The organism is Burkholderia sp. JP2-270, assembly GCF_003233675.1.
Taxonomy (GTDB): domain Bacteria; phylum Pseudomonadota; class Gammaproteobacteria; order Burkholderiales; family Burkholderiaceae; genus Burkholderia; species Burkholderia pyrrocinia_C.
In genome coordinates this window covers 3510770-3528401 of sequence record NZ_CP029824.1, presented here as the reverse complement: position 1 = coordinate 3528401, position 17632 = coordinate 3510770, and the positions used below count along the sequence as shown (strand labels likewise).

At 65.2% G+C, this 17632-nt stretch carries 18 protein-coding genes and 4 tRNA genes; 9 read left to right on the top strand and 13 right to left on the bottom strand.

The genetic code is table 11. From position 1 onward, the window contains the following. Positions 1-120: 120 nt before the first annotated feature. The 6 genes from DM992_RS16695 to rph all read right to left on the bottom strand — a co-directional run bounded on the left by DM992_RS16695 (position 121) and on the right by rph (position 3965). Positions 121-414 (bottom strand): hypothetical protein, encoded by a 294-nt coding sequence (locus tag DM992_RS16695; protein WP_072436100.1) that lies wholly within the window; start codon positions 412-414, stop codon positions 121-123. A 213-nt stretch (positions 415-627) separates the two neighbouring features. Continuing rightward, on the bottom strand, positions 628-1023 hold the full coding sequence (locus DM992_RS16690) for a hypothetical protein (protein WP_111017614.1): 396 nt from the start codon (positions 1021-1023) through the stop codon (positions 628-630). A gap of 139 nt (positions 1024-1162) precedes the next feature. Further along, positions 1163-1250 (bottom strand) — tRNA-Ser (locus DM992_RS16685). Positions 1251-1356: 106 nt separating this feature from the next. After that, complete coding sequence (gene hemW / locus DM992_RS16680; RefSeq protein WP_111017613.1) at positions 1357-2571, bottom strand: radical SAM family heme chaperone HemW; 1215 nt, start codon at positions 2569-2571, stop codon at positions 1357-1359. A gap of 34 nt (positions 2572-2605) precedes the next feature. Then, a complete protein-coding gene (gene rdgB / locus DM992_RS16675; protein ID WP_111017612.1) occupies positions 2606-3232 on the bottom strand; it encodes an RdgB/HAM1 family non-canonical purine NTP pyrophosphatase in 627 nt (208 codons plus the stop codon). Further along, a complete protein-coding gene (gene rph / locus DM992_RS16670; RefSeq protein ID WP_072436097.1) occupies positions 3225-3965 on the bottom strand; it encodes a ribonuclease PH in 741 nt (246 codons plus the stop codon). The genes rdgB and rph overlap by 8 nt, the downstream gene beginning before the upstream one ends. 174 nt (positions 3966-4139) lie before the next feature. Between rph and DM992_RS16665 the strand changes: the two genes are divergently transcribed. From DM992_RS16665 to DM992_RS16650, 4 genes are all read left to right on the top strand, one after another. Then, the gene (locus tag DM992_RS16665) at positions 4140-5063 is read left to right on the top strand and encodes a YicC/YloC family endoribonuclease (protein WP_111017611.1); all 924 of its coding nucleotides are present in this window, start codon (positions 4140-4142) and stop codon (positions 5061-5063) included. Positions 5064-5069: 6 nt separating this feature from the next. After that, the gene (gene gmk / locus DM992_RS16660) at positions 5070-5753 is read left to right on the top strand and encodes a guanylate kinase (RefSeq protein WP_111017610.1); all 684 of its coding nucleotides are present in this window, start codon (positions 5070-5072) and stop codon (positions 5751-5753) included. 58 nt (positions 5754-5811) lie between these two features. After that, positions 5812-6015, top strand: coding sequence for a DNA-directed RNA polymerase subunit omega (rpoZ, locus tag DM992_RS16655; RefSeq protein ID WP_006025620.1), 204 nt, complete (start codon positions 5812-5814; stop codon positions 6013-6015). A 63-nt stretch (positions 6016-6078) separates the two neighbouring features. Further along, positions 6079-8445, top strand: coding sequence for a bifunctional (p)ppGpp synthetase/guanosine-3',5'-bis(diphosphate) 3'-pyrophosphohydrolase (locus DM992_RS16650; RefSeq protein ID WP_111017609.1), 2367 nt, complete (start codon positions 6079-6081; stop codon positions 8443-8445). Positions 8446-8633: 188 nt separating this feature from the next. Here DM992_RS16650 and DM992_RS16645 read toward each other — a convergent pair. The 3 genes from DM992_RS16645 to DM992_RS16635 all read right to left on the bottom strand — a co-directional run bounded on the left by DM992_RS16645 (position 8634) and on the right by DM992_RS16635 (position 8986). After that, positions 8634-8710, bottom strand: a tRNA-Arg gene (locus DM992_RS16645). A gap of 61 nt (positions 8711-8771) precedes the next feature. After that, positions 8772-8848 (bottom strand) — tRNA-Arg (locus DM992_RS16640). A gap of 61 nt (positions 8849-8909) precedes the next feature. Further along, positions 8910-8986, bottom strand: a tRNA-Arg gene (locus DM992_RS16635). A 131-nt stretch (positions 8987-9117) separates the two neighbouring features. Between DM992_RS16635 and greB the strand changes: the two genes are divergently transcribed. Next, positions 9118-9678: a transcription elongation factor GreB gene (gene greB / locus DM992_RS16630; RefSeq protein WP_072436094.1), complete on the top strand. Its 561-nt coding sequence runs from the start codon at positions 9118-9120 to the stop codon at positions 9676-9678. 83 nt (positions 9679-9761) lie between these two features. Here the strand turns inward: greB and DM992_RS16625 are convergent, their stop codons facing one another. Beyond that, a complete protein-coding gene (locus DM992_RS16625) occupies positions 9762-10904 on the bottom strand; it encodes a porin (RefSeq protein ID WP_111017608.1) in 1143 nt (380 codons plus the stop codon). A gap of 500 nt (positions 10905-11404) precedes the next feature. Next, positions 11405-11674 carry a hypothetical protein gene (locus tag DM992_RS16620; protein WP_111017607.1) on the bottom strand — a complete coding sequence of 90 codons (270 nt, stop codon included), beginning with the start codon at positions 11672-11674 and terminating at the stop codon, positions 11405-11407. Between the two features lie 392 nt (positions 11675-12066). Here DM992_RS16620 and DM992_RS16615 point away from each other — a divergent pair, with 392 nt between their 5' ends. Then, a complete protein-coding gene (locus DM992_RS16615; protein ID WP_006476615.1) occupies positions 12067-12270 on the top strand; it encodes a cold-shock protein in 204 nt (67 codons plus the stop codon). 141 nt (positions 12271-12411) lie between these two features. Beyond that, the gene (locus tag DM992_RS16610) at positions 12412-13539 is read left to right on the top strand and encodes an exonuclease domain-containing protein (RefSeq protein ID WP_111017606.1); all 1128 of its coding nucleotides are present in this window, start codon (positions 12412-12414) and stop codon (positions 13537-13539) included. A gap of 38 nt (positions 13540-13577) precedes the next feature. Here DM992_RS16610 and DM992_RS16605 read toward each other — a convergent pair whose 3' ends face one another. Beyond that, entirely contained in the window at positions 13578-14171 is a 594-nt protein-coding gene (locus tag DM992_RS16605; protein ID WP_111017605.1) for a chorismate mutase, read from the bottom strand. Between the two features lie 223 nt (positions 14172-14394). Continuing rightward, the gene (locus DM992_RS42315; RefSeq protein ID WP_009690993.1) at positions 14395-14541 is read right to left on the bottom strand and encodes a hypothetical protein; all 147 of its coding nucleotides are present in this window, start codon (positions 14539-14541) and stop codon (positions 14395-14397) included. Positions 14542-14727: 186 nt separating this feature from the next. Between DM992_RS42315 and DM992_RS16600 the strand changes: the two genes are divergently transcribed. Then, on the top strand, positions 14728-15117 hold the full coding sequence (locus DM992_RS16600; protein WP_111017604.1) for a DUF2946 domain-containing protein: 390 nt from the start codon (positions 14728-14730) through the stop codon (positions 15115-15117). A 128-nt stretch (positions 15118-15245) separates the two neighbouring features. Next, positions 15246-17606, top strand: a complete 2361-nt coding sequence (locus tag DM992_RS16595) for a TonB-dependent receptor (protein ID WP_111017603.1) — start codon at positions 15246-15248, stop codon at positions 17604-17606. The last annotated feature ends 26 nt before the right edge of the window (positions 17607-17632 follow it).

Sequence of the window (17632 nt, the reverse complement as noted above, 5' to 3'; positions counted from 1 at the left end):
AAGGCGCGGCACGCGAGTCGCGCACAGGCTCGCGTCGTTCGTCCGGCTGCGTGCAGCGGTTGCCGAATGCGGCACCGCGACCGACGTCCGCACAATCACATGCGATGTCGTTCGTCCGCGTCAGAAGCCGTGCGTGACGAGCGACAGCACCGACAGGTCGGGGTGCGTGCCGTCGATGATGCTCTTGCCGATGTGCACGGCTTCGTGGACCGCCTCGTCGACGCTCGCGAAGCTTTCCTCGCCGTCCGCGTGGAACGGCACCGCGTGGCCGGGCAGCGCGGGATTCGCGCCAGGATGGCACACATAGCCGGTGTACGTGTAGCGCGTGTCGCTGCCGGGCGCGGCGGCCGGTACGACATGGATCTCGAAGCCTTCGTAATCGACGTGATCCGTCGGTGTCGACAGTTCGGTCATGGCGATCTCCGTGTGCCGCGCGCAGGGGTGGCGCGTGCGGCATCGAGTACGCGGCGGCGGTCGTGTCGCCGTGTTGAACGAATTCTAGGTGATCGCGGGGCGGGCCGGGAGGCTTCCGGCGGGGGCACGACAGCGGCCGTTACGCGGATTCGGTTGTGCGCTGCCGCGAGCGCGTCCGTCGAGACGGAACGTGCGCTCGGGCACATGGCTGCGTCATTGTTTGCAGCGCGCGTCCTTTCGCTGCACGACGACGATCACCGGGTACTTCTGGCCGTGGTCGAGCTCCACGCGCGCCACGACGGTCAGCGTTGCCGGATCGGAATCGTCGTATACGCTGACCTGTTCGTTCCTTAGGTAGGTCACGCCGGTGCAGTTCGACGTGCGACCGTCGTCCGACACCTTGCACTGGAGATCGTTGTCCTTCAGGTAGTTGTAGGGCGACGGGCTCGCGAGGTATTCGCTCAGGCCGCGCGGCGAGCCGCCGACGCCGGTCACGTACGCGATCGCGCACGACGCCTGCGCGCCGCTGCCGGAGGCGGTATCGGCCGCGGCGTGCGTGCTGACGGCAGCCAGCATGGCGACGAGCGACGAGGCGATGAAGGGTTTCATGACGTGGGTTTCCCGTTTCGCAAATCGGAGCGCGGGATTGTAACGGCATCCGGCGCGGTGCGTCGGAACGTGGGGCAGGGGCGTGCGGGCAAACAAAAACCCCGTCATTCGGCGAATGGACGGGGTTTGACGAATTTCCTGGCGGAAGCGGTGAGATTCGAACTCACGGACAGTTTCCCGTCGCTGGTTTTCAAGACCAGTGCCTTAAACCGCTCGGCCACGCTTCCACGCGAGGCGGCATTGTAACCGAAATGCCGCCGCTGTCGACCGGAGTCGGCACTTCAGTGCTTACGCCGGTCCCATGCTTCGCGGTCGACCGGAGTCGACATCGCTTCAATCGTCGCGCAGGAACAATTCCTGCAGGTCGTTGAGGAAACGCTGGCCCAGTGGCGTCGGCGCGATCTGCGTGAAATCGCGCGTGATCAGCCCGCGCCGTTCCGCTTCCTTCAGCGCCGGTTCGATCGTGCTCATCGGCAGGCCCGTGCGTTCGGCAAAGCTGTGCACGGGGAAGCCCTCGACGAGCCGCAGCGTGTTCAGCATGAACTCGAACGGCAGGTCGCGCGCGCCGACTTCACGCTCTTCCTGCACGGCCGCACCGGCCGTCGCCTGCTCGATGAAGGTCGCCGGATGCTTGTAGCGTGCCTGCCGCAGGATCCGGTTCGGGAACGACAGCTTCGTGTGCGCGCCCGCGCCGATCCCGAGATAGTCGCCGAAGCGCCAGTAGTTGAGGTTGTGCTTGCACTGATGATTCGGCTTCGCGTAAGCGGAAACTTCGTAGCGCCCGTAGCCGGCCTCGGCCGTGCGCGTGTGGATCCATTCCTGCATGTCGGCCGATGCGTCGTCGTCGGGGACGACGGGCGGGAATTTCGCGAACAGCGTGTTCGGCTCGAGCGTCAGGTGATACAGCGACAGATGCGGCGGCGCGAACGACAGCGCGGTCTCGATGTCGGTGCGGCATTCGTCGAGCGTCTGGTTCGGCAGCGCGAACATCAGGTCGAGGTTGAAGTTGTCGAAGTTCTTCGCGGCGATCTCGACGGCCGCGCGCGCCTGCGCGGTGTCGTGAATCCGGCCGAGCGCCTTCAGGTGCGCCTCGTTGAAGCTCTGGATGCCGACCGACAGCCGGTTCACGCCGCTCGCGCGGAACTGCGCGAACTTCGCGGCCTCGAACGTGCCCGGATTCGCCTCGAGCGTGATCTCGGCATCGGCGTCGAGCGGCAGCAGCGCGCGCACGTCGGACAGCATCCGGTCGAGGCCGGCCGCCGACAGCAGGCTCGGCGTGCCGCCGCCGATGAACACGGTATGCACCTGCCGTCCCCACACGAGCGGCAGCGCCTGCTCGAGGTCGGCGCGCAGCGCGTCGAGATACTCGGTTTCCGGGAACCGTTCGCCTTTCCACTCGTGCGAGTTGAAATCGCAGTACGGGCACTTGCGCACGCACCACGGAAAATGCACGTACAGCGCGAGCGGCGGCAGCGACGTGAGCCGCACCTGTCCGGGCGACGCGAACGTCGCAACGACGCGCGCGCCGGTTTCCGCGGCCTGGCTCATGCGGCCTCCCGCAGCGGATGGGTATCGGGCACGCTCATGCTTCCTCCGCGAGCCGCGCAAGCAGCGCCTTCAGCGCAAGCGCGCGATGACTGTGCGTGTTCTTCACGGCCGGCTCGAGTTCTGCTGCCGTTGCGCCGAGCGACGGCAGGTAGAAATACGGGTCGTAGCCGAATCCGTGCTCGCCGCGCGGCGCGTCGACGATCTCGCCGGCCCAGCGCCCTTCGGCGAACAGCGGCTCGGGATCGTCCGCATGGCGCACGAGCGCGAGCACGCAGCAATAGTATGCGCGCCGGTCGTCGACGCCGCGCAACTGTTCGACGAGATACGCGTTGTTCGCCGCGTCGCCATTGTCGCGGCCCGCGCGCTGCGCGTAGCGCGCCGAATAGACGCCCGGCGCGCCGCGCAGCACGCGCACGCACAGGCCCGAATCGTCGGCGATCGCCGGCAGCCCGGTGAGCCGCGACGCGTGCCGCGCCTTCGTCAGCGCATTCTCGATGAACGTGCCGAACGGCTCGTCCGCCTCGGGCACCGCAAGGTCGCCCTGCGGGACGATCTCGATGCCGACCGTCGAGAACAGCGCGGTGAATTCGCGCAGCTTGCCGGGGTTGTTCGACGCGAGAACGATGCGCGACAGCGGCGCGATGGTGCGATCGTCAGGCATGGCCGGCGCCCAGGACGTCCTTCTGCAGTTGCACGAGCTCGGCGATCCCGCCCTGCGCGAGATCGAGCAGCGCGTTCATCTCGGCGCGCGAGAACGGCACGCCTTCGGCCGTGCCCTGGACTTCGACGAAGCCGCCGGCGCCCGTCATCACGACGTTCATGTCGGTATCGCAGCGCGAATCTTCCGCGTAGTCGAGGTCGAGCACCGGTGCGCCTTCGTACACGCCGACCGAGATCGCGGCGACGTGATCGGTGAGCGGCGAGCGCGTGAGCTTGCCGGCCGCGATCAGCTTCGACACGGCGTCGTGCGCGGCGACGAATGCGCCGGTAATGCTCGCCGTGCGCGTGCCGCCGTCGGCCTGGATCACGTCGCAGTCGATGTGGATCGTGCGCGGGCCGAGCGCCTCGAGATCGAACACCGCGCGCAGCGCGCGGCCGATCAGGCGCTGAATTTCCTGCGTGCGGCCCGTCTGCTTGCCGCGCGCGGCTTCGCGGTCGCTGCGCGTGTGCGTCGCACGCGGCAGCATCCCGTACTCGGCGGTCAGCCAGCCTTGCCCGCGATCGCGCAGGAATTCGGGCACGCGCTCGGCGACGCTCGCGGTGCAGAGCACCTTGGTGTCGCCGAATTCGACCAGCACGGAGCCTTCCGCATGTTTCGTGTAGTGGCGCGTGAGGGCGACCTTGCGCAGTTCGTCGGCGCGGCGGCCGCTCGGGCGGGAAAGGGAGGACGTCATGTGGGAATCGCGGAAGGAGAGGAAACCCCGATTTTAGCGCCGAACGGCGGGCTTGCCCGGCGGGGTGGTCCGCAAAAATGGGATAATGCGCGCTTCCCGCCCCGCGCTTATCCGATGCGCCGGGCGCCTCGACATATCCCCGCCCGCGAGGGCACCCAGACGGCGAGACGAACCATGATCTACAGCATGACGGGCTACGCGAGCGCGACGCGCGAACTCGCAACGGCCACCGGCAACGGCGGCACCAGCGTGTCGGTCGAACTGCGCACCGTGAATTCGCGCTTCCTCGACCTGAATTTCCGGATGCCGGACGACGTGCGCGCATGCGAACCCGCGCTGCGCGAAATGCTGATGAACAAGCTGTCGCGCGGCAAGGTCGACGTGCGCATCAACCTGCAGCGCGGCGAACAGAGCATCGGCGCGGGCGCGCTGAACCAGTCGGCGCTCGGCCAGCTTGCCGATCTCGAGCGCGCGGTGCTCGACTCGTTTCCGGGCGTCGGCCGCCTGCGCGCGGGCGAGATCCTGCGCTGGCCCGGCGTGATCGCTGAAAGCGGCGTGTCGGCCGACGCGATCCGCGACGCGGTGCTCGCATGCGGCAAGGAAGCGATCGGCGAGCTCGTCGTCGTGCGTTCGCGCGAAGGCGCGCAACTGGCGGCGATGCTGCTGTCGAACGTCGCCGAGATGGAGGCGATCGTCGCGCGCATCACGCCGCTCGTGCCGGAGCTGATCGCGAAGCATCAGCAGAAGATCGTCGAACGGCTGCAGGAAGCGCTCGGCATCGCGGCGCCCGAAGGCAGTGCGCCGATCGTGACGCGCGAGGAAGCCGCGGAGCGCATTCGTCAGGAAGTGACGATGTACGGGATCCGGATCGACATCGCGGAAGAGCTGTCGCGGCTCACCGCGCACCTGAACGAAACGCGTCATGTGATCGAGAAGGGCGGCCGCGTCGGCAAGCGTCTCGACTTCATGATGCAGGAGCTGAATCGCGAAGCGAACACGCTCGGCTCGAAGGCGGCGGCGAAGGAACTCGCCGACGCGTCGATGGCGCTCAAGCTGTTGATCGAGCAGATGCGCGAGCAAGTGCAAAACCTGGAGTAACGCAACATGACCCAACCTACTCACGACGGCCACGCCGCGCATTCGCTGCACGGCGGCGTCTATCCCGGCAACCTGTTCATGGTCGTCGCGCCGTCGGGCGCCGGCAAGTCGACGCTGGTGAATGCGCTGCTGTCGAAGGACAGCGACATCTGCCTGTCGATCTCGTACACGACGCGCAAGCCGCGCCCGGGCGAACAGGACGGCCAGCATTACCACTTCACGACCGTCGACGATTTCCGCACGCGTCACGCGGCGCACGAGTTCCTCGAGAGCGCGGAAGTGCACGGCAACTACTACGGCACGTCGCGCGTCTGGATCGAAGAGCAGATGAAGAACGGCCACGACGTGCTGCTCGAGATCGACTGGCAGGGCGCATTGCAGGTGAAGAAGCAGTTCCGCAACGCGGTCGGCATCTTCATCCTGCCGCCGTCGCTCGACGCGCTCGAGGAGCGTCTGAAGAAGCGCGGCCAGGACGAACCGAACGTGATCACGCGGCGCCTGCTGGCCGCCGGCAGCGAGATCGCGCACGCATCGGAAGCGGAATACGTGGTGATCAACGAGAATTTCGAGCGCGCGCTCGCGGAGCTCGAATGCATCGTCGCGGCGACGCGCCTGCGCTTTGCTTCGCAGTACGCGCGACACGCCGAGCTGTTCATCGAGCTCGGCATCCATCTGCCCCATGCTGAATGACGCGGGGCACGAGGGACATAAGGTAGAATAAGCACTATATTCAGAAGGAATTACCAACATGGCTCGCATTACCGTCGAAGACTGCCTGAAGCAAATCCCGAATCGCTTCGAACTGGCGCTCGCCGCCACCTATCGCGCGCGGCAGCTCGCGCAAGGCCATACGCCGAAGATCGAAAGCCGCGACAAGCCGACCGTCGTCGCGCTGCGCGAGATCGCTGCCGGCCAGGTCGGCGTCGAGATGCTGAAGAAGGTGCCGGTGTAACGCGCATCCGGCCCGTTTCAGCCATGTAGTCCACGCGCGCAACGACTCGACCTGGAGGCGAATATGAGCACCACCCCATCGTCCGCCTCCGCGGATTCGACCACCGAAACCACGGCCCAGTCGCCTGCGCGCCAGTACATCGACGCGGTCCTCGAACAGTCCTTCCGGCATCTGTTCGGGCCGACCGCCACCCCGGAGCAGCCGCGCAAGCACGGCGTCGTTTCGATCGCGAAACTGACGGCCGCGCTTGCCGAGTATCTCGCTCCGGACGAAATCAAAGAGGTCAAGGCGGCGTTCCACTTCAGCGACGAAGCCCACCTCGGTCAATATCGCCAGAGCGGCGAACCCTACATCACCCATCCCGTCGCCGTCGCGGAAATCTGCGCCGGCTGGAAGCTCGACGCGCAGGCCGTGATGGCCGCGCTGCTGCACGACGTGATGGAAGACCAGGGCGTGACCAAGAACGAGCTGGCCGAACGGTTCGGCCCGAAGGTCGCCGAACTGGTCGACGGCCTGTCGAAGCTCGACAAGATGGAATTTCGCAGCCGCGAGGAAGCGCAGGCGGAAAACTTCCGCAAGATGCTGCTCGCGATGGCGCGCGACGTGCGGGTCATTCTCGTCAAGCTCGCCGACCGCCTGCACAACATGCGCACGCTCGGCGCGGTGCCGATGGAAAAGCGCCGCCGCGTCGCGCGGGAAACGCTCGACATCTACGCGCCGATCGCGCACCGGCTCGGGTTGAACAACACGTATCGCGAACTGCAGGACATGAGCTTCGCGAACTTCAATCCGCATCGCTACGCGACGCTCGAGAAGGCCGTGAAGGCCGCGCGCGGCAACCGCCGCGAAGTGATCAGCAAGATCCTCGAGGCCGCGCAGCGCGCGATGGCCGACGCGAAGATCGACGCCGAGATCACCGGCCGCGAAAAGACGATCTACAGCGTCTACCGCAAGATGCGCGACAAGCAGCTGTCGTTCTCGCAGGTACTCGACGTGTACGGCTTTCGTGTCGTCGTCGACAGCCCGCTCGACTGCTACACATGCATCGGCGCGCTGCACTCGCTGTACAAGCCGGTGCCCGGCAAGTTCAAGGACTACATCGCGATCCCGAAGATCAACGGCTATCAGTCGCTGCACACGACGCTCGTCGGCCCGTTCGGCGCACCGATCGAGTTCCAGGTGCGCACGCGCAAGATGCACGAGATTGCCGAGGCGGGGGTCGCCGCGCACTGGCTGTACAAGAACGGCAGTGCGGATCTCAGCGACGTGCAGAAGCGCGCGCACCAGTGGCTGAAGTCGTTGCTCGACATCCAGAGCGAAGCCGGCGATTCGAGCGAATTCCTCGAGCACGTGAAGATCGACCTGTTCCCCGATGCGGTCTACGTGTTCACGCCGAAGTCGAAGATCATGGCGCTGCCGCGCGGCGCGACGGCGCTCGATTTCGCCTATTCGATCCACAGTGATCTCGGCAACCAGTGCGTGGCCGTGAAGATCAACAATGAGCTGCTGCCGCTGCGCACCGAGCTGAAGAGCGGCGACATCGTCGAGGTGATCACCGCGCCGTACTCGAAGCCGAACCCGGCATGGCTCGGCTTCGTGCGTACCGGCAAGGCGCGCTCGGCGATTCGTCACTATCTGAAGACGATGCGCCTGAACGAATCCGTGCAGCTTGGCGAGCGGCTCGTCGACCAGAGCCTGAAGGGCTATGGTCTCGCGCTGGCCGACGTTGCGCCGGAAGTGTGGGAAAAGCTCGTGCAGTGGACTGGCAACAAGAGCCGTCAGGAAATTTTCGCGGACATCGGCCTCGGCCGCCGCGTCGCCGCGGTGATGGCCAAGCGCATCGAGGTGCTGATGAGCGGCCGCGACGCGGACGACGACCTGCCGAAGTCCGAGCGGCATCCGGCGCATCATGCGCCGCCGGTCGTGATTACCGGTACCGAAGGGATGTCCGTGCAGTTGTCGGCATGCTGCCGGCCGATTCCGGGCGACGCGATCATGGGCTACATCGGCATCGGCCTGGGGATGGCGATTCATACGACCGATTGCCGCGTCGCGCAGCGCATCCATCGCCGCGATCCGGGCCGCTGGATCGACGTCGAATGGGCGCCGCAGCCGGGCCGGCTGTTCGATGTCGCGGTGAAGGCGCTCGTGAAGAACGCGAAGGGAATCTTTGCGCGCGTCGCGGCGGACATCACGTCGGCCGACGCGAACATTGTCCATATCGCGATGGACGAGGATCTGACGCACGAATCGACGGTGCTGCGTTTCGTGATCCAGGTCAGCGATCGCGTGCATCTCGCGAACGTGATGCGACGCGTGCGAACCAATCCGGACGTGATGCGGATCATGCGCGAGCGCTCGACCGACGACGGCGCGCATGCGCGCCACGACGGCGGCATGCGCATCGAGCGCGAGCGGCAGGATTATTGACGCGTACGCCTCGAGGGCGATCGTTCAACGGCGGCTGATGGCCGCCGTTTTCATGTGTGTTGCGGAACCGGAAGTGCGGCATTGCCGGCATCCGGCCGAAGCCGGTCGGGCGCATGCATATCGTGACGCGAGCGAGAGGGGGGGGCAGAAAAGAAAAAGGGCTTTCCCGGAGGAAAGCCCTTTTAAGGTGGCGCGGCTGGCAGGATTCGAACCCACGACCCCTTGGTTCGTAGCCAAGTACTCTATCCAACTGAGCTACAGCCGCACGCAAAACGGTACTGCTTCAACTGTCGGAACCTTCTGCGATGGGAAGGCCCCCAAAAAAGTGGCGCGGCTGGCAGGATTCGAACCCACGACCCCTTGGTTCGTAGCCAAGTACTCTATCCAACTGAGCTACAGCCGCACGCAAAAACACTACTACTTCGAACTGAAAGGGCCTTCGGTTTGGAAGGCCCTCGAAAAGGTGGCGCGGCTGGCAGGATTCGAACCCACGACCCCTTGGTTCGTAGCCAAGTACTCTATCCAACTGAGCTACAGCCGCACGCAGAAGCGAAATTATAGCAGGGTTGTATAAAAAGGGAAGCCTTATTCGCGAATTTCGCGGCGCGACCTTGTCGGGGCGCCCTTCGTGTACCCTTGAAGCATCAGTCATCCACATGTTGAATCTGCATCATGAACAAGGCGTTTGTCAAAGAGTCGGACGGTGACGACGACGATCTCGACCAGGCTCAACCCGCGATTCCCGCGGGCGCGAAGAACTACATCACGCCGGCCGGCCACAAGCGGCTGAGGGACGAGCTGCTGAACCTGATCGACGTCGAGCGCCCCGAGGTCGTGCGGCTCGTGTCGTGGGCCGCGTCGAATGGCGACCGGTCGGAGAACGGCGACTACATCTACGGCAAGCGGCGGCTTCGCGAGATCGATCGCCGCATCCGCTTCCTGACGAAGCGGCTCGATCTCGCCGAAGTCGTCGACGCGAGCCGTCAGGAGAATGTCGACCAGGTGTTCTTCGGCGCCACGGTCGATTACGAGACGCCGGACGGCGAGGACCACACGGTCACGATCGTCGGGATCGACGAGGTCGATCTCGACCGCGGCTGCGTCAGCTGGATTTCGCCTGTTGCGCGTGCGCTGATCAAGGCGAAGATCGGCGATACCGTTACGCTGATGACGCCGGCCGGCCCGCAGCCGATCGACATACTCGACGTCCGCTATCCGGCACCGGGCGCCTGAGCGGCGGCTCACGTATTCGGGCAAAGAAAAAGCGCCCCGGCGGGGCGCTTCGTCATCCGGCGTGAAGCGGACGCGCCGGTTCCTTAGAAGCGATGGCGCAGGCCACCCGTGACCGCGATCTGCTTGTTGGTCGACGATGCGGCACCCAGCCCGTTGATGTTGGCGCCGATCGGCAGGCCGTCCGCCAGCACCCGCTGGTATTCGCCCTGCAGGTACACGTCGGTGCGCTTCGACAGCGCATAGTCGGCCTGCAGGTTGAACTGGTGCCAGCTCGGCTTCTGGCCGTCGAGACGGCCGTCGGTATACGTGTACGAGCCCGCGAGCGACAGCGCCGGCGTGAGCGCATAGCGGCCATTCAGTTCGTAGTTGTTGAAGCGGGTGCCGCCCGCCAGCGGAATGCCGCCCGACACGCCGGATTGGCCCGCGCTGATGCTGGCCGAATTGGTCAGACGCGTCTGCGTGAACACGAAGCCCGCGGTCGCCGGCCCGAACGTGTAGTTGAGGCCGCCGCCCCAGGTGCGCTGGCGGCTGGCCGCGAAGGTCCAGTCGCCGGCGACCGCGCCCGGATCGGTTGCCGCGAGTGCCAGCGAATTGATGTTGTTGTTCAGCTGCATGTACGCGGCCGCCACGTTGAAGCCCATGAAGCTGTACGACGCGCCGACGCTGTACGCGCGGTTGTTCGAGAAGCTGGACGAATTCGAGAAGCCGTACAACGCGCCGAACTTTAGCCCGTTGTAGTTCGCGCTCTGGTACTTGACCGAGTTGTTGATCCGGAACGAGTTGTTCAGGTTGTCGTTGTCGAACGGATGCGCGAACTGAGTGCCGCCGTACTGCGTGCCGGTCAGCGACAGCGGCCCGAGATAGTCGACGACGCTGTCGTATTGCCGGCCCAAGGTGAGCGAACCGTAGCTGTCGTGCGCGAGGCCGACGAACGCTTGCCGGCCGAATTCGCGGCCGTTCTGCTTCAGTGTGCCGTTGTTGATGCCGAAGCCGTTTTCCAATGTGAAGATCGCTTTCAGGCCGCCGCCGAGATCCTCGGTGCCGCGCAGGCCCCAGCGGCTGCCGTTGATCGAGCCGCTCGTTTCCTGCCAGGCGCTGTGGCCGTGCTGGTTGTTCGTGTAGGTGATGCCGGCGTCGATCAGTCCGTATAGCGTGACGCTGCTTTGCGCATGGGCGACGGTCGCGAACGCGCCCGACAAGGCGGCGACGATCAGGGTCTTTTTCATGGATTTGTCTCCAAACAGGATGATATCGATCGAACCTGCTGCTGGCATCGGCGGCGGCAAATCGTTGCGGCGCCGAATTTAGTGGGCATGGGAACCCTTGTCGGAAATCCACTTGCAGTGTACGGAGCGGGCCGGGCGCGAGGGAAAACTGCTTTAAGCAATACAGTATTCTGGAATACGCAAGAATGGATGGGCGGGCTGAAACCCATGTCCATCAAGGTTTTGCGGCAGCGCAGCGAACGGAGGAGACAATCAGGAGTGCGTGGCGGGCGTTGCGCGATCGCGACAGACGCTCAGCGAAGGACCTCGGAGGTATTAGCGTGATTATTGACGCTTCGGCAATAGAGGTTTGTGTGGAGCACGGCTAATGAAAGGTTGTTATCTCGCTATACTGCGATCTCTGCTTTCCGAAGCAGACTTTTTCGTTGACGGAAAAGATCTCCAAACCTTTGTCGGCGCGACTTCCCAGTCGCGCTTTTTTTTTGCCCGCTTTCCGTTTGCTATTGCGCGTACGAGCGTCGCTTCTTGCGCTTGCCCGCCGGCGCAACTTCCTCGGTTTCGGTGTACGGCGGCGTATAGGTCCAGTCTTCCATCACGTAGTGGCGCGCGTCCAGCGGCGATGCGAGCAGGTTCTGCCAATGATCGCCGTGCCACGTCGTATCGAACTCGGTGTCGCACGGCGCTTCGCGAGCGGACTCGGCCAGGGCGCGGGACTTGCGACGTACGCGTCCGAGCCGGCTCGCGAAGCGCTTGATTCCGTCCAGCCACATGACCTTCTCCTTCCTTTCGGCGTTACACCAGCATCGCAACGTCCCCGGATTTCCGCAACCCGAAAAAACCCGAGGATTTTACCGAGTCGATTTGTCCCCGGTAGGATTTTCGCGGTCGAGATTATTGATGATCCGATCCCGGTAACATTGACAGGTTTTTGATGCGAATCAATTAATCAAAGGCGACGGTGTACCGATTCCAATGGCATTAGCGCTTTTTTGATAAAGAGGTCGTCAAAAATTTTCTTGACGCACCCGGATTGTCCAATTTATAAAGTCAGCACTCCGTCCTCGGGCGGCGTGCTGGTGCGGGTGCTGGCGCAATGTTTCGGGATTTCGGGAAACGGCTATAAAAATAGCTTTTTTGATCTAAACGAGTGGGGAACGAAGACATGGATACCGGTATCGTGAAATGGTTTAACGATGCTAAAGGTTTTGGCTTTATTACGTCGGACAATGGCGGCGAAGATTTGTTTGCGCACTTTTCCGAAATCCGGATGGACGGCTTCAAGACGCTGAAGGAAAATCAGCGTGTTTCATTCGACGTGAAAGTCGGGCCGAAAGGCAAGCAGGCAGCGAATATCCAGGCGGTCTGACGCGCCACGCATTGCCGATCACGTCCGGCCCCCGCATGGCGGGGGCTTTTTGTTTTCCGGGGGCGGATCGTTCCCGTCCGTGCTGGCGGCGAACACGCGTGCCGGTGCATACTCACGGAAGCATCGTTTCCGTGTCTTTTCATGTCCGATTCCCGTCTGTCCGATCCCGCCAGCGAACAACCGCTCGTCTTCGTCGACCTTGAAACCACCGGTGGCTCGTCCGCCGAGCATCGCATCACCGAAATCGGCGTGGTCGAAATCGGCCCGCTCGGCGTGTCGACGTGGACCACGCTCGTCAATCCGGGCCAGTCGATTCCGCCGTTCATTCAGCAACTGACGGGCATTTCGGACGCGATGGTGCGCGACGCGCCGTCGTTCGCGTCGCTCGCGCCGGAGCTGTTCGAGCGGCTCGACGGCAAGCTGTTCGTTGCGCACAACGCGAGTTTCGACCGCGGTTTCCTGCGCGCCGAATTCGAGCGTGCCGGCTTCGCGTTCAATCCTGATGTGCTGTGTACGGTGCGGCTGTCACGCGCGCTGTTCCCGCGCGAATCTCGGCACGGGCTCGATGCGTTGATCGAACGGCATGGTCTCGTTCCGGCTGCGCGCCACCGGGCGCTCGCGGATGCCGATCTGCTCTGGCAGTTCTGGCGTCAACTGCACGACATCGTGCCGCTTGAGCGGTTGCGCGACCAGATCGCGCGTACGACGCGCCACTTCCGTCTGGCCGGCGATCTGACCGAAGCCTGGCTCGACACTGCGCCGGCCGGGTGCGGTGCATACGCGTTGTTCGGGGAGGGTGACGCAGCGCTGTATGTCGGTCGCAGCGTGCGCGTGCGGCAGCGGCTGCGCGCGCTGCTGACGGGCGAACGGCGCTCGTCGAAGGAAATGCGGCTCGCGCAGCAGGTGCGGCGCGTCGAATGGCACGAGACCGGTAATGAACTGGGCGCGATGCTGGCCGAAGCGCAATGGATCGCCCGGCTGCGTCCGTGGTACAACCGGCGTCCGGCGGCCGATACGGCCCGTGCAGGCGGTGCGCCCTGGCCGTTCGAGGGTGCCGTTGCGTTCGAGGCGAACGGCGAGCGACGCCTGTTTCATGTGATCGACGGCTGGCGCTACCTCGGTTCGGCCGAATCGCTCGATGCGGCGGCGCGGCTCGTGGCCGACGCGGCGGACGGCACGTTCGAACCCTTTACTCATCGCCTGCTGCAGACGCATCTCGCGCGCGGGCTTCAACTGATTCCGCTTGCTGCGCTGACGCCCGCGGGGTGAGCCCAGCGGCGCAATCCGCGCCTGCGGTGCCTGCCGTGTCAGCCGATTGCGCTTGCGCCGCCGGCCGAACAGACATGCGACAGCGCAGTGTCGAGCGCCCGCGTCTGCGTCGAGTCGTAGCGCGTGAGCGTCTTCCAGTTCGCGATGCTGCGAGCAAGCCGCGCCTGGCAATCGGGCGCATCGCGCAGCGGCGCGACTTGCGCGAGACCTGCGAGCATTTTCTGCGTCAGCCGGTCGAGCGCCGGGCGCGTGCTGGTCGCGAGATCGGGCGGCGTGCCCTCGGGCGGCCGCGTCGCGCGCCAGGTCGCGAACAGTGCGTTCTGTACGTCCTTGCTCGCGGCGATCTGATCCTCGAAGAACGTCCGTGCGAACGCAGGATCGACGCCGGCCTGTGCCGCGCGCTTCTCGACCGACGTGAGCAGTGCCGCTTCGCGCGGCTGGTCCTCGATCGCCTTGTGATTCGCCCATTTCCATCGCGCGACCGGTTCGGCGAGCGCGAGGCGCTGTGATGCGAGCGCGACGACGTTGGTGAGGGCGGTGTCATCGCCGTCTGCGCTGGCGATGCGCGGCGATGAAAAGAGGGCGACGCCGAGCGCGGCGGCAGCGACGCTGGCACGAATGGCTTGCTTCATCGGAATGATCGGGAGAGCCGGGCGGGCCGGACGTGGAAAACCAGAAGAATAGACGAAGACAGTCGCGCGGCGTAGCGACGCGACAGGAGAATCAGCAGGCGAGCTGATCCGGCACCGTCAGGCTGTTGCGGCCCGGGTGCGACGCGAATTGCGCGCGATGCGCAGCGATGAACCGCACGATAGCGATGATCGACACGTGGCGGTTACAGAACCGAACAGGCGTTCACTTCGGCGAGTACAGCTTGTGCTGCTCGTCGAAGAATGCCCGGACGTGCTCGGGCAATTCGGCGAGGAATTCCACGCCGACGGGTTCCGGATCCGGGCTCATCACTTGCTCGGGCGGTGGCATGCGAGTTGGTCTTTCGTCCATGGTTGTTTCTCCAGCAGGTTCGATGATTATCAACCTCGTGCTTGGATTTGTGCCAGAGGCGAATCGTTAGATTTTGTCTCTGTTGTATTAACGGCACATGCGCTGCGATGCCGACTATCGCGTCCTGAGCAATCGGCAACGATCGGGCCGCTTGATATACTTGCGCGCACTTTTTCCTGGACCGCGATGAAACGGACGACGCGATGGATCGGCCTGGTATGGCTGGCGCTGGTACTGAACGTACTGTCGCCCGTCATCGGCTATGCGCGTCTTGCATCGAGCGGCTCCGGCGAGCTCACGCTCGAGTTGTGCAGTGCGGCGGGCGCTCGCCAGGTCGTGCTCGCGCAGTCGGGCGACGACCGCGGCACATCGTCGTTCGATCATGCCGGCGTGCCGCACTGCGTGTACTGCCCGGGCTTCGCGGCGAACGTCGCACTCGGCGCGAGCCTGCCCGCGATGCCGGGCTTCATACGGACGTTCGCCTACCGCGCGGCCACCCCGGCCGTTCCCGATTTCCCCCGCAAGGGCATCCGTCTCGCGCAGCCGCGCGCCCCGCCTGAAAACGCCCCGATCTGATTGATGTCGTTCGCGCGCCCCGGTGGCGTGCGTGCTGCTCGCGGCCGGGGTCCGCGCGCCGCGCCGTTCGTGCGCGGCGCGTTCGCTTGTGTCCGGCGGCGTCCGATCACGTTTTCAGGAATTCACTCATGTCGTCTACCTTCGCCGCGCGGTCGCCGCGCGGCCGGCTCGCGCTCGCGTGCGCGGCCGCTTTCGCGTGGCCGGCCGCCCACGCGGCCTCGCCGGATGAGGCACGCGTCGATCCGGCCCGCAGCGGTATCGATCGCTCCGCCGGTGCCGCGCCGGCCTCTGCTGTCGCAGCCGCGTCGGGTGCACCGGCCGGCGATACGCTGACCGCCGTCAGCGTGACCGCGCAGCGGCAACCCGTCGATCCGGATACGCCGGCCGTCGTCGAGTCGATCACGCGCGAGCAGATCGATACGCATACCAACGTCACCACCGAGGACGCGCTGAAGTACGCACCGAACCTGATGGTTCGCAAGCGCTATACCGGCGACCGCAACAGCGTGTTCGCGGGCCGCGACTTCAACGAACTGCAGAGCGCGCGCGGGCTCGTCTACGCCGACGGCGTGCTGTTGTCGAACCTGCTCGGCTCGAGCTATGCGTACCCGCCGCGCTGGTCGCTGATTCCGCCTGACGACATCGCGCGCGTCGACGTGCTCTATGGCCCCTTTTCCGCGCTGTATCCCGGCAACTCGATCGGCTCGACCGTGCTGCTCACGACGCGCCGCCCGGAAAAACTCGAGACGTCGCTGTCGACGCAGTTCTTTACGCAGCGCTACCACGACGGCTACGGATTCGCGGACAGCTTCGGCGGCAATCACCAGACCGCGCGGATCGCAAACCGCGTCGGCCGGTTCTGGTTCGCGCTGTCGCTCGACCGGCTGGAGAACGACGGTCAGCCGATGCAGTACGCGAGTCCGAATCCGGCCTACAACCCGAAGCTGGGCGGCGCCGTACCCGTGACCGGCGCGGCGACCGACATCGGACCCAACGGCAAGCCGCGGACGATCGTCGGCGCGCAGACGATCGAGCGGACCGAGCAGCTCAACGAGACGGTCCGGATGGGCTATGCGTTCACCGACCACGTCGACGCGACGCTCACGCTCGGGCATTGGGAGAACCATTACCGGCAGCACGGCGAGACCTTCCTGCGTGATGCGGCCGGCAATCCGGTCTACGGCGGCAACGTGTCGATCGGCGGCAAGAACATGACCGTCGCGCCGAATGCGTTCGCGCCGCAGCGCGGCGACCAGGAGAACTGGCTGTATGCGCTCGGCCTGAACGGCCGGCTCGATTCCGGCTGGCGGCTGTCGGGCGTCGTGTCCGCGTACGACGTGTCGCGCGACGTGCTGCGCGCGGCGTCGACCGTGCAGGGCGGCACGGGCACGCTGTTCCAGGGCGACGGCACGGGCTGGCGCACGCTCGACCTGAAGGCCGAGGCGCCGGAAGTGAGGGGCCACACGTTCACGTTCGGCTATCACTACGACCATTACTTCCTGCGCAACGTCACGTACAACACGGCCGACTGGCTGGCCGGGCCGACCACGTCGCTCTCGAGCGTCTATCGCGGCGATACGCGCACGCAGGCGCTGTTCGCGCAGGACGCTTGGCGCTTCGCGCCGGGCTGGCTTGCGACGCTGGGGCTGCGTTACGAGCGCTGGGATGCGTATGGCGGCGCGCTCGGCAACGCGACCGGCACGCTCGGCTATGCGGACCGCGGCGCGAACGCGCTGTCGCCGAAGGTCGCGCTGCAATGGGACGCGACGGACGTCTGGCGCTTCCGGCTGTCGTTCGCGACCGGCACGCGATTCCCGACGGTCGGCGAGATGTTCCAGGGCACGATCTCGAACAACGCGATCGTCAACAACAACCCGAACCTGCGGCCGGAAAAGGCGATCGACTGGGACTTCACGGCCGAACGCGACGTGGGCGTCGGCGTCGTGCGCGCCAGCGTGTTCCAGAGCGACCTGCGCGATTCGATCTACAGCCAGACCACCGTGTCGGGCGCGTCGACCGTCACCAACATCTCGAACGTCGACCGCGTGCGCGTCCGCGGCGTCGAACTCGCGTTCAGCGGCGAGAATGTCGGGCTGAAGGGGCTCGCGATCGACGCGAACGTGTCGGCGAGCAACGCGCAGATCCTCACCGATGCTGCGAATCCCGCGTATGTCGGCTCGCGCTTTCCGCGTATTCCGCGCATGCGCGCGAACCTGCTCGCGTCGTATCGCTTCGACGAGCACTGGCTCGCGAGCGTCGGCGTGCGCTACTCGGGGCGCCAGTTCAACACGCTCGACAACAGCGACGTGAATCCGGACGTCTACGGCGGCACGAGCTCGTTCACGGTCGTCGACCTGAAGGCGCGCTACCGCTTCGCCCGTCACTGGACAGCGTCGGTCGGCATCGACAACCTGACGGATCGCCGCTACTACGTGTTCCATCCGTATCCGGGCCGAACGTTCTATGGAGAACTGAAGTGGTCGCTGTGAAATCGTTCGCGACCGGCGGTGCGCTG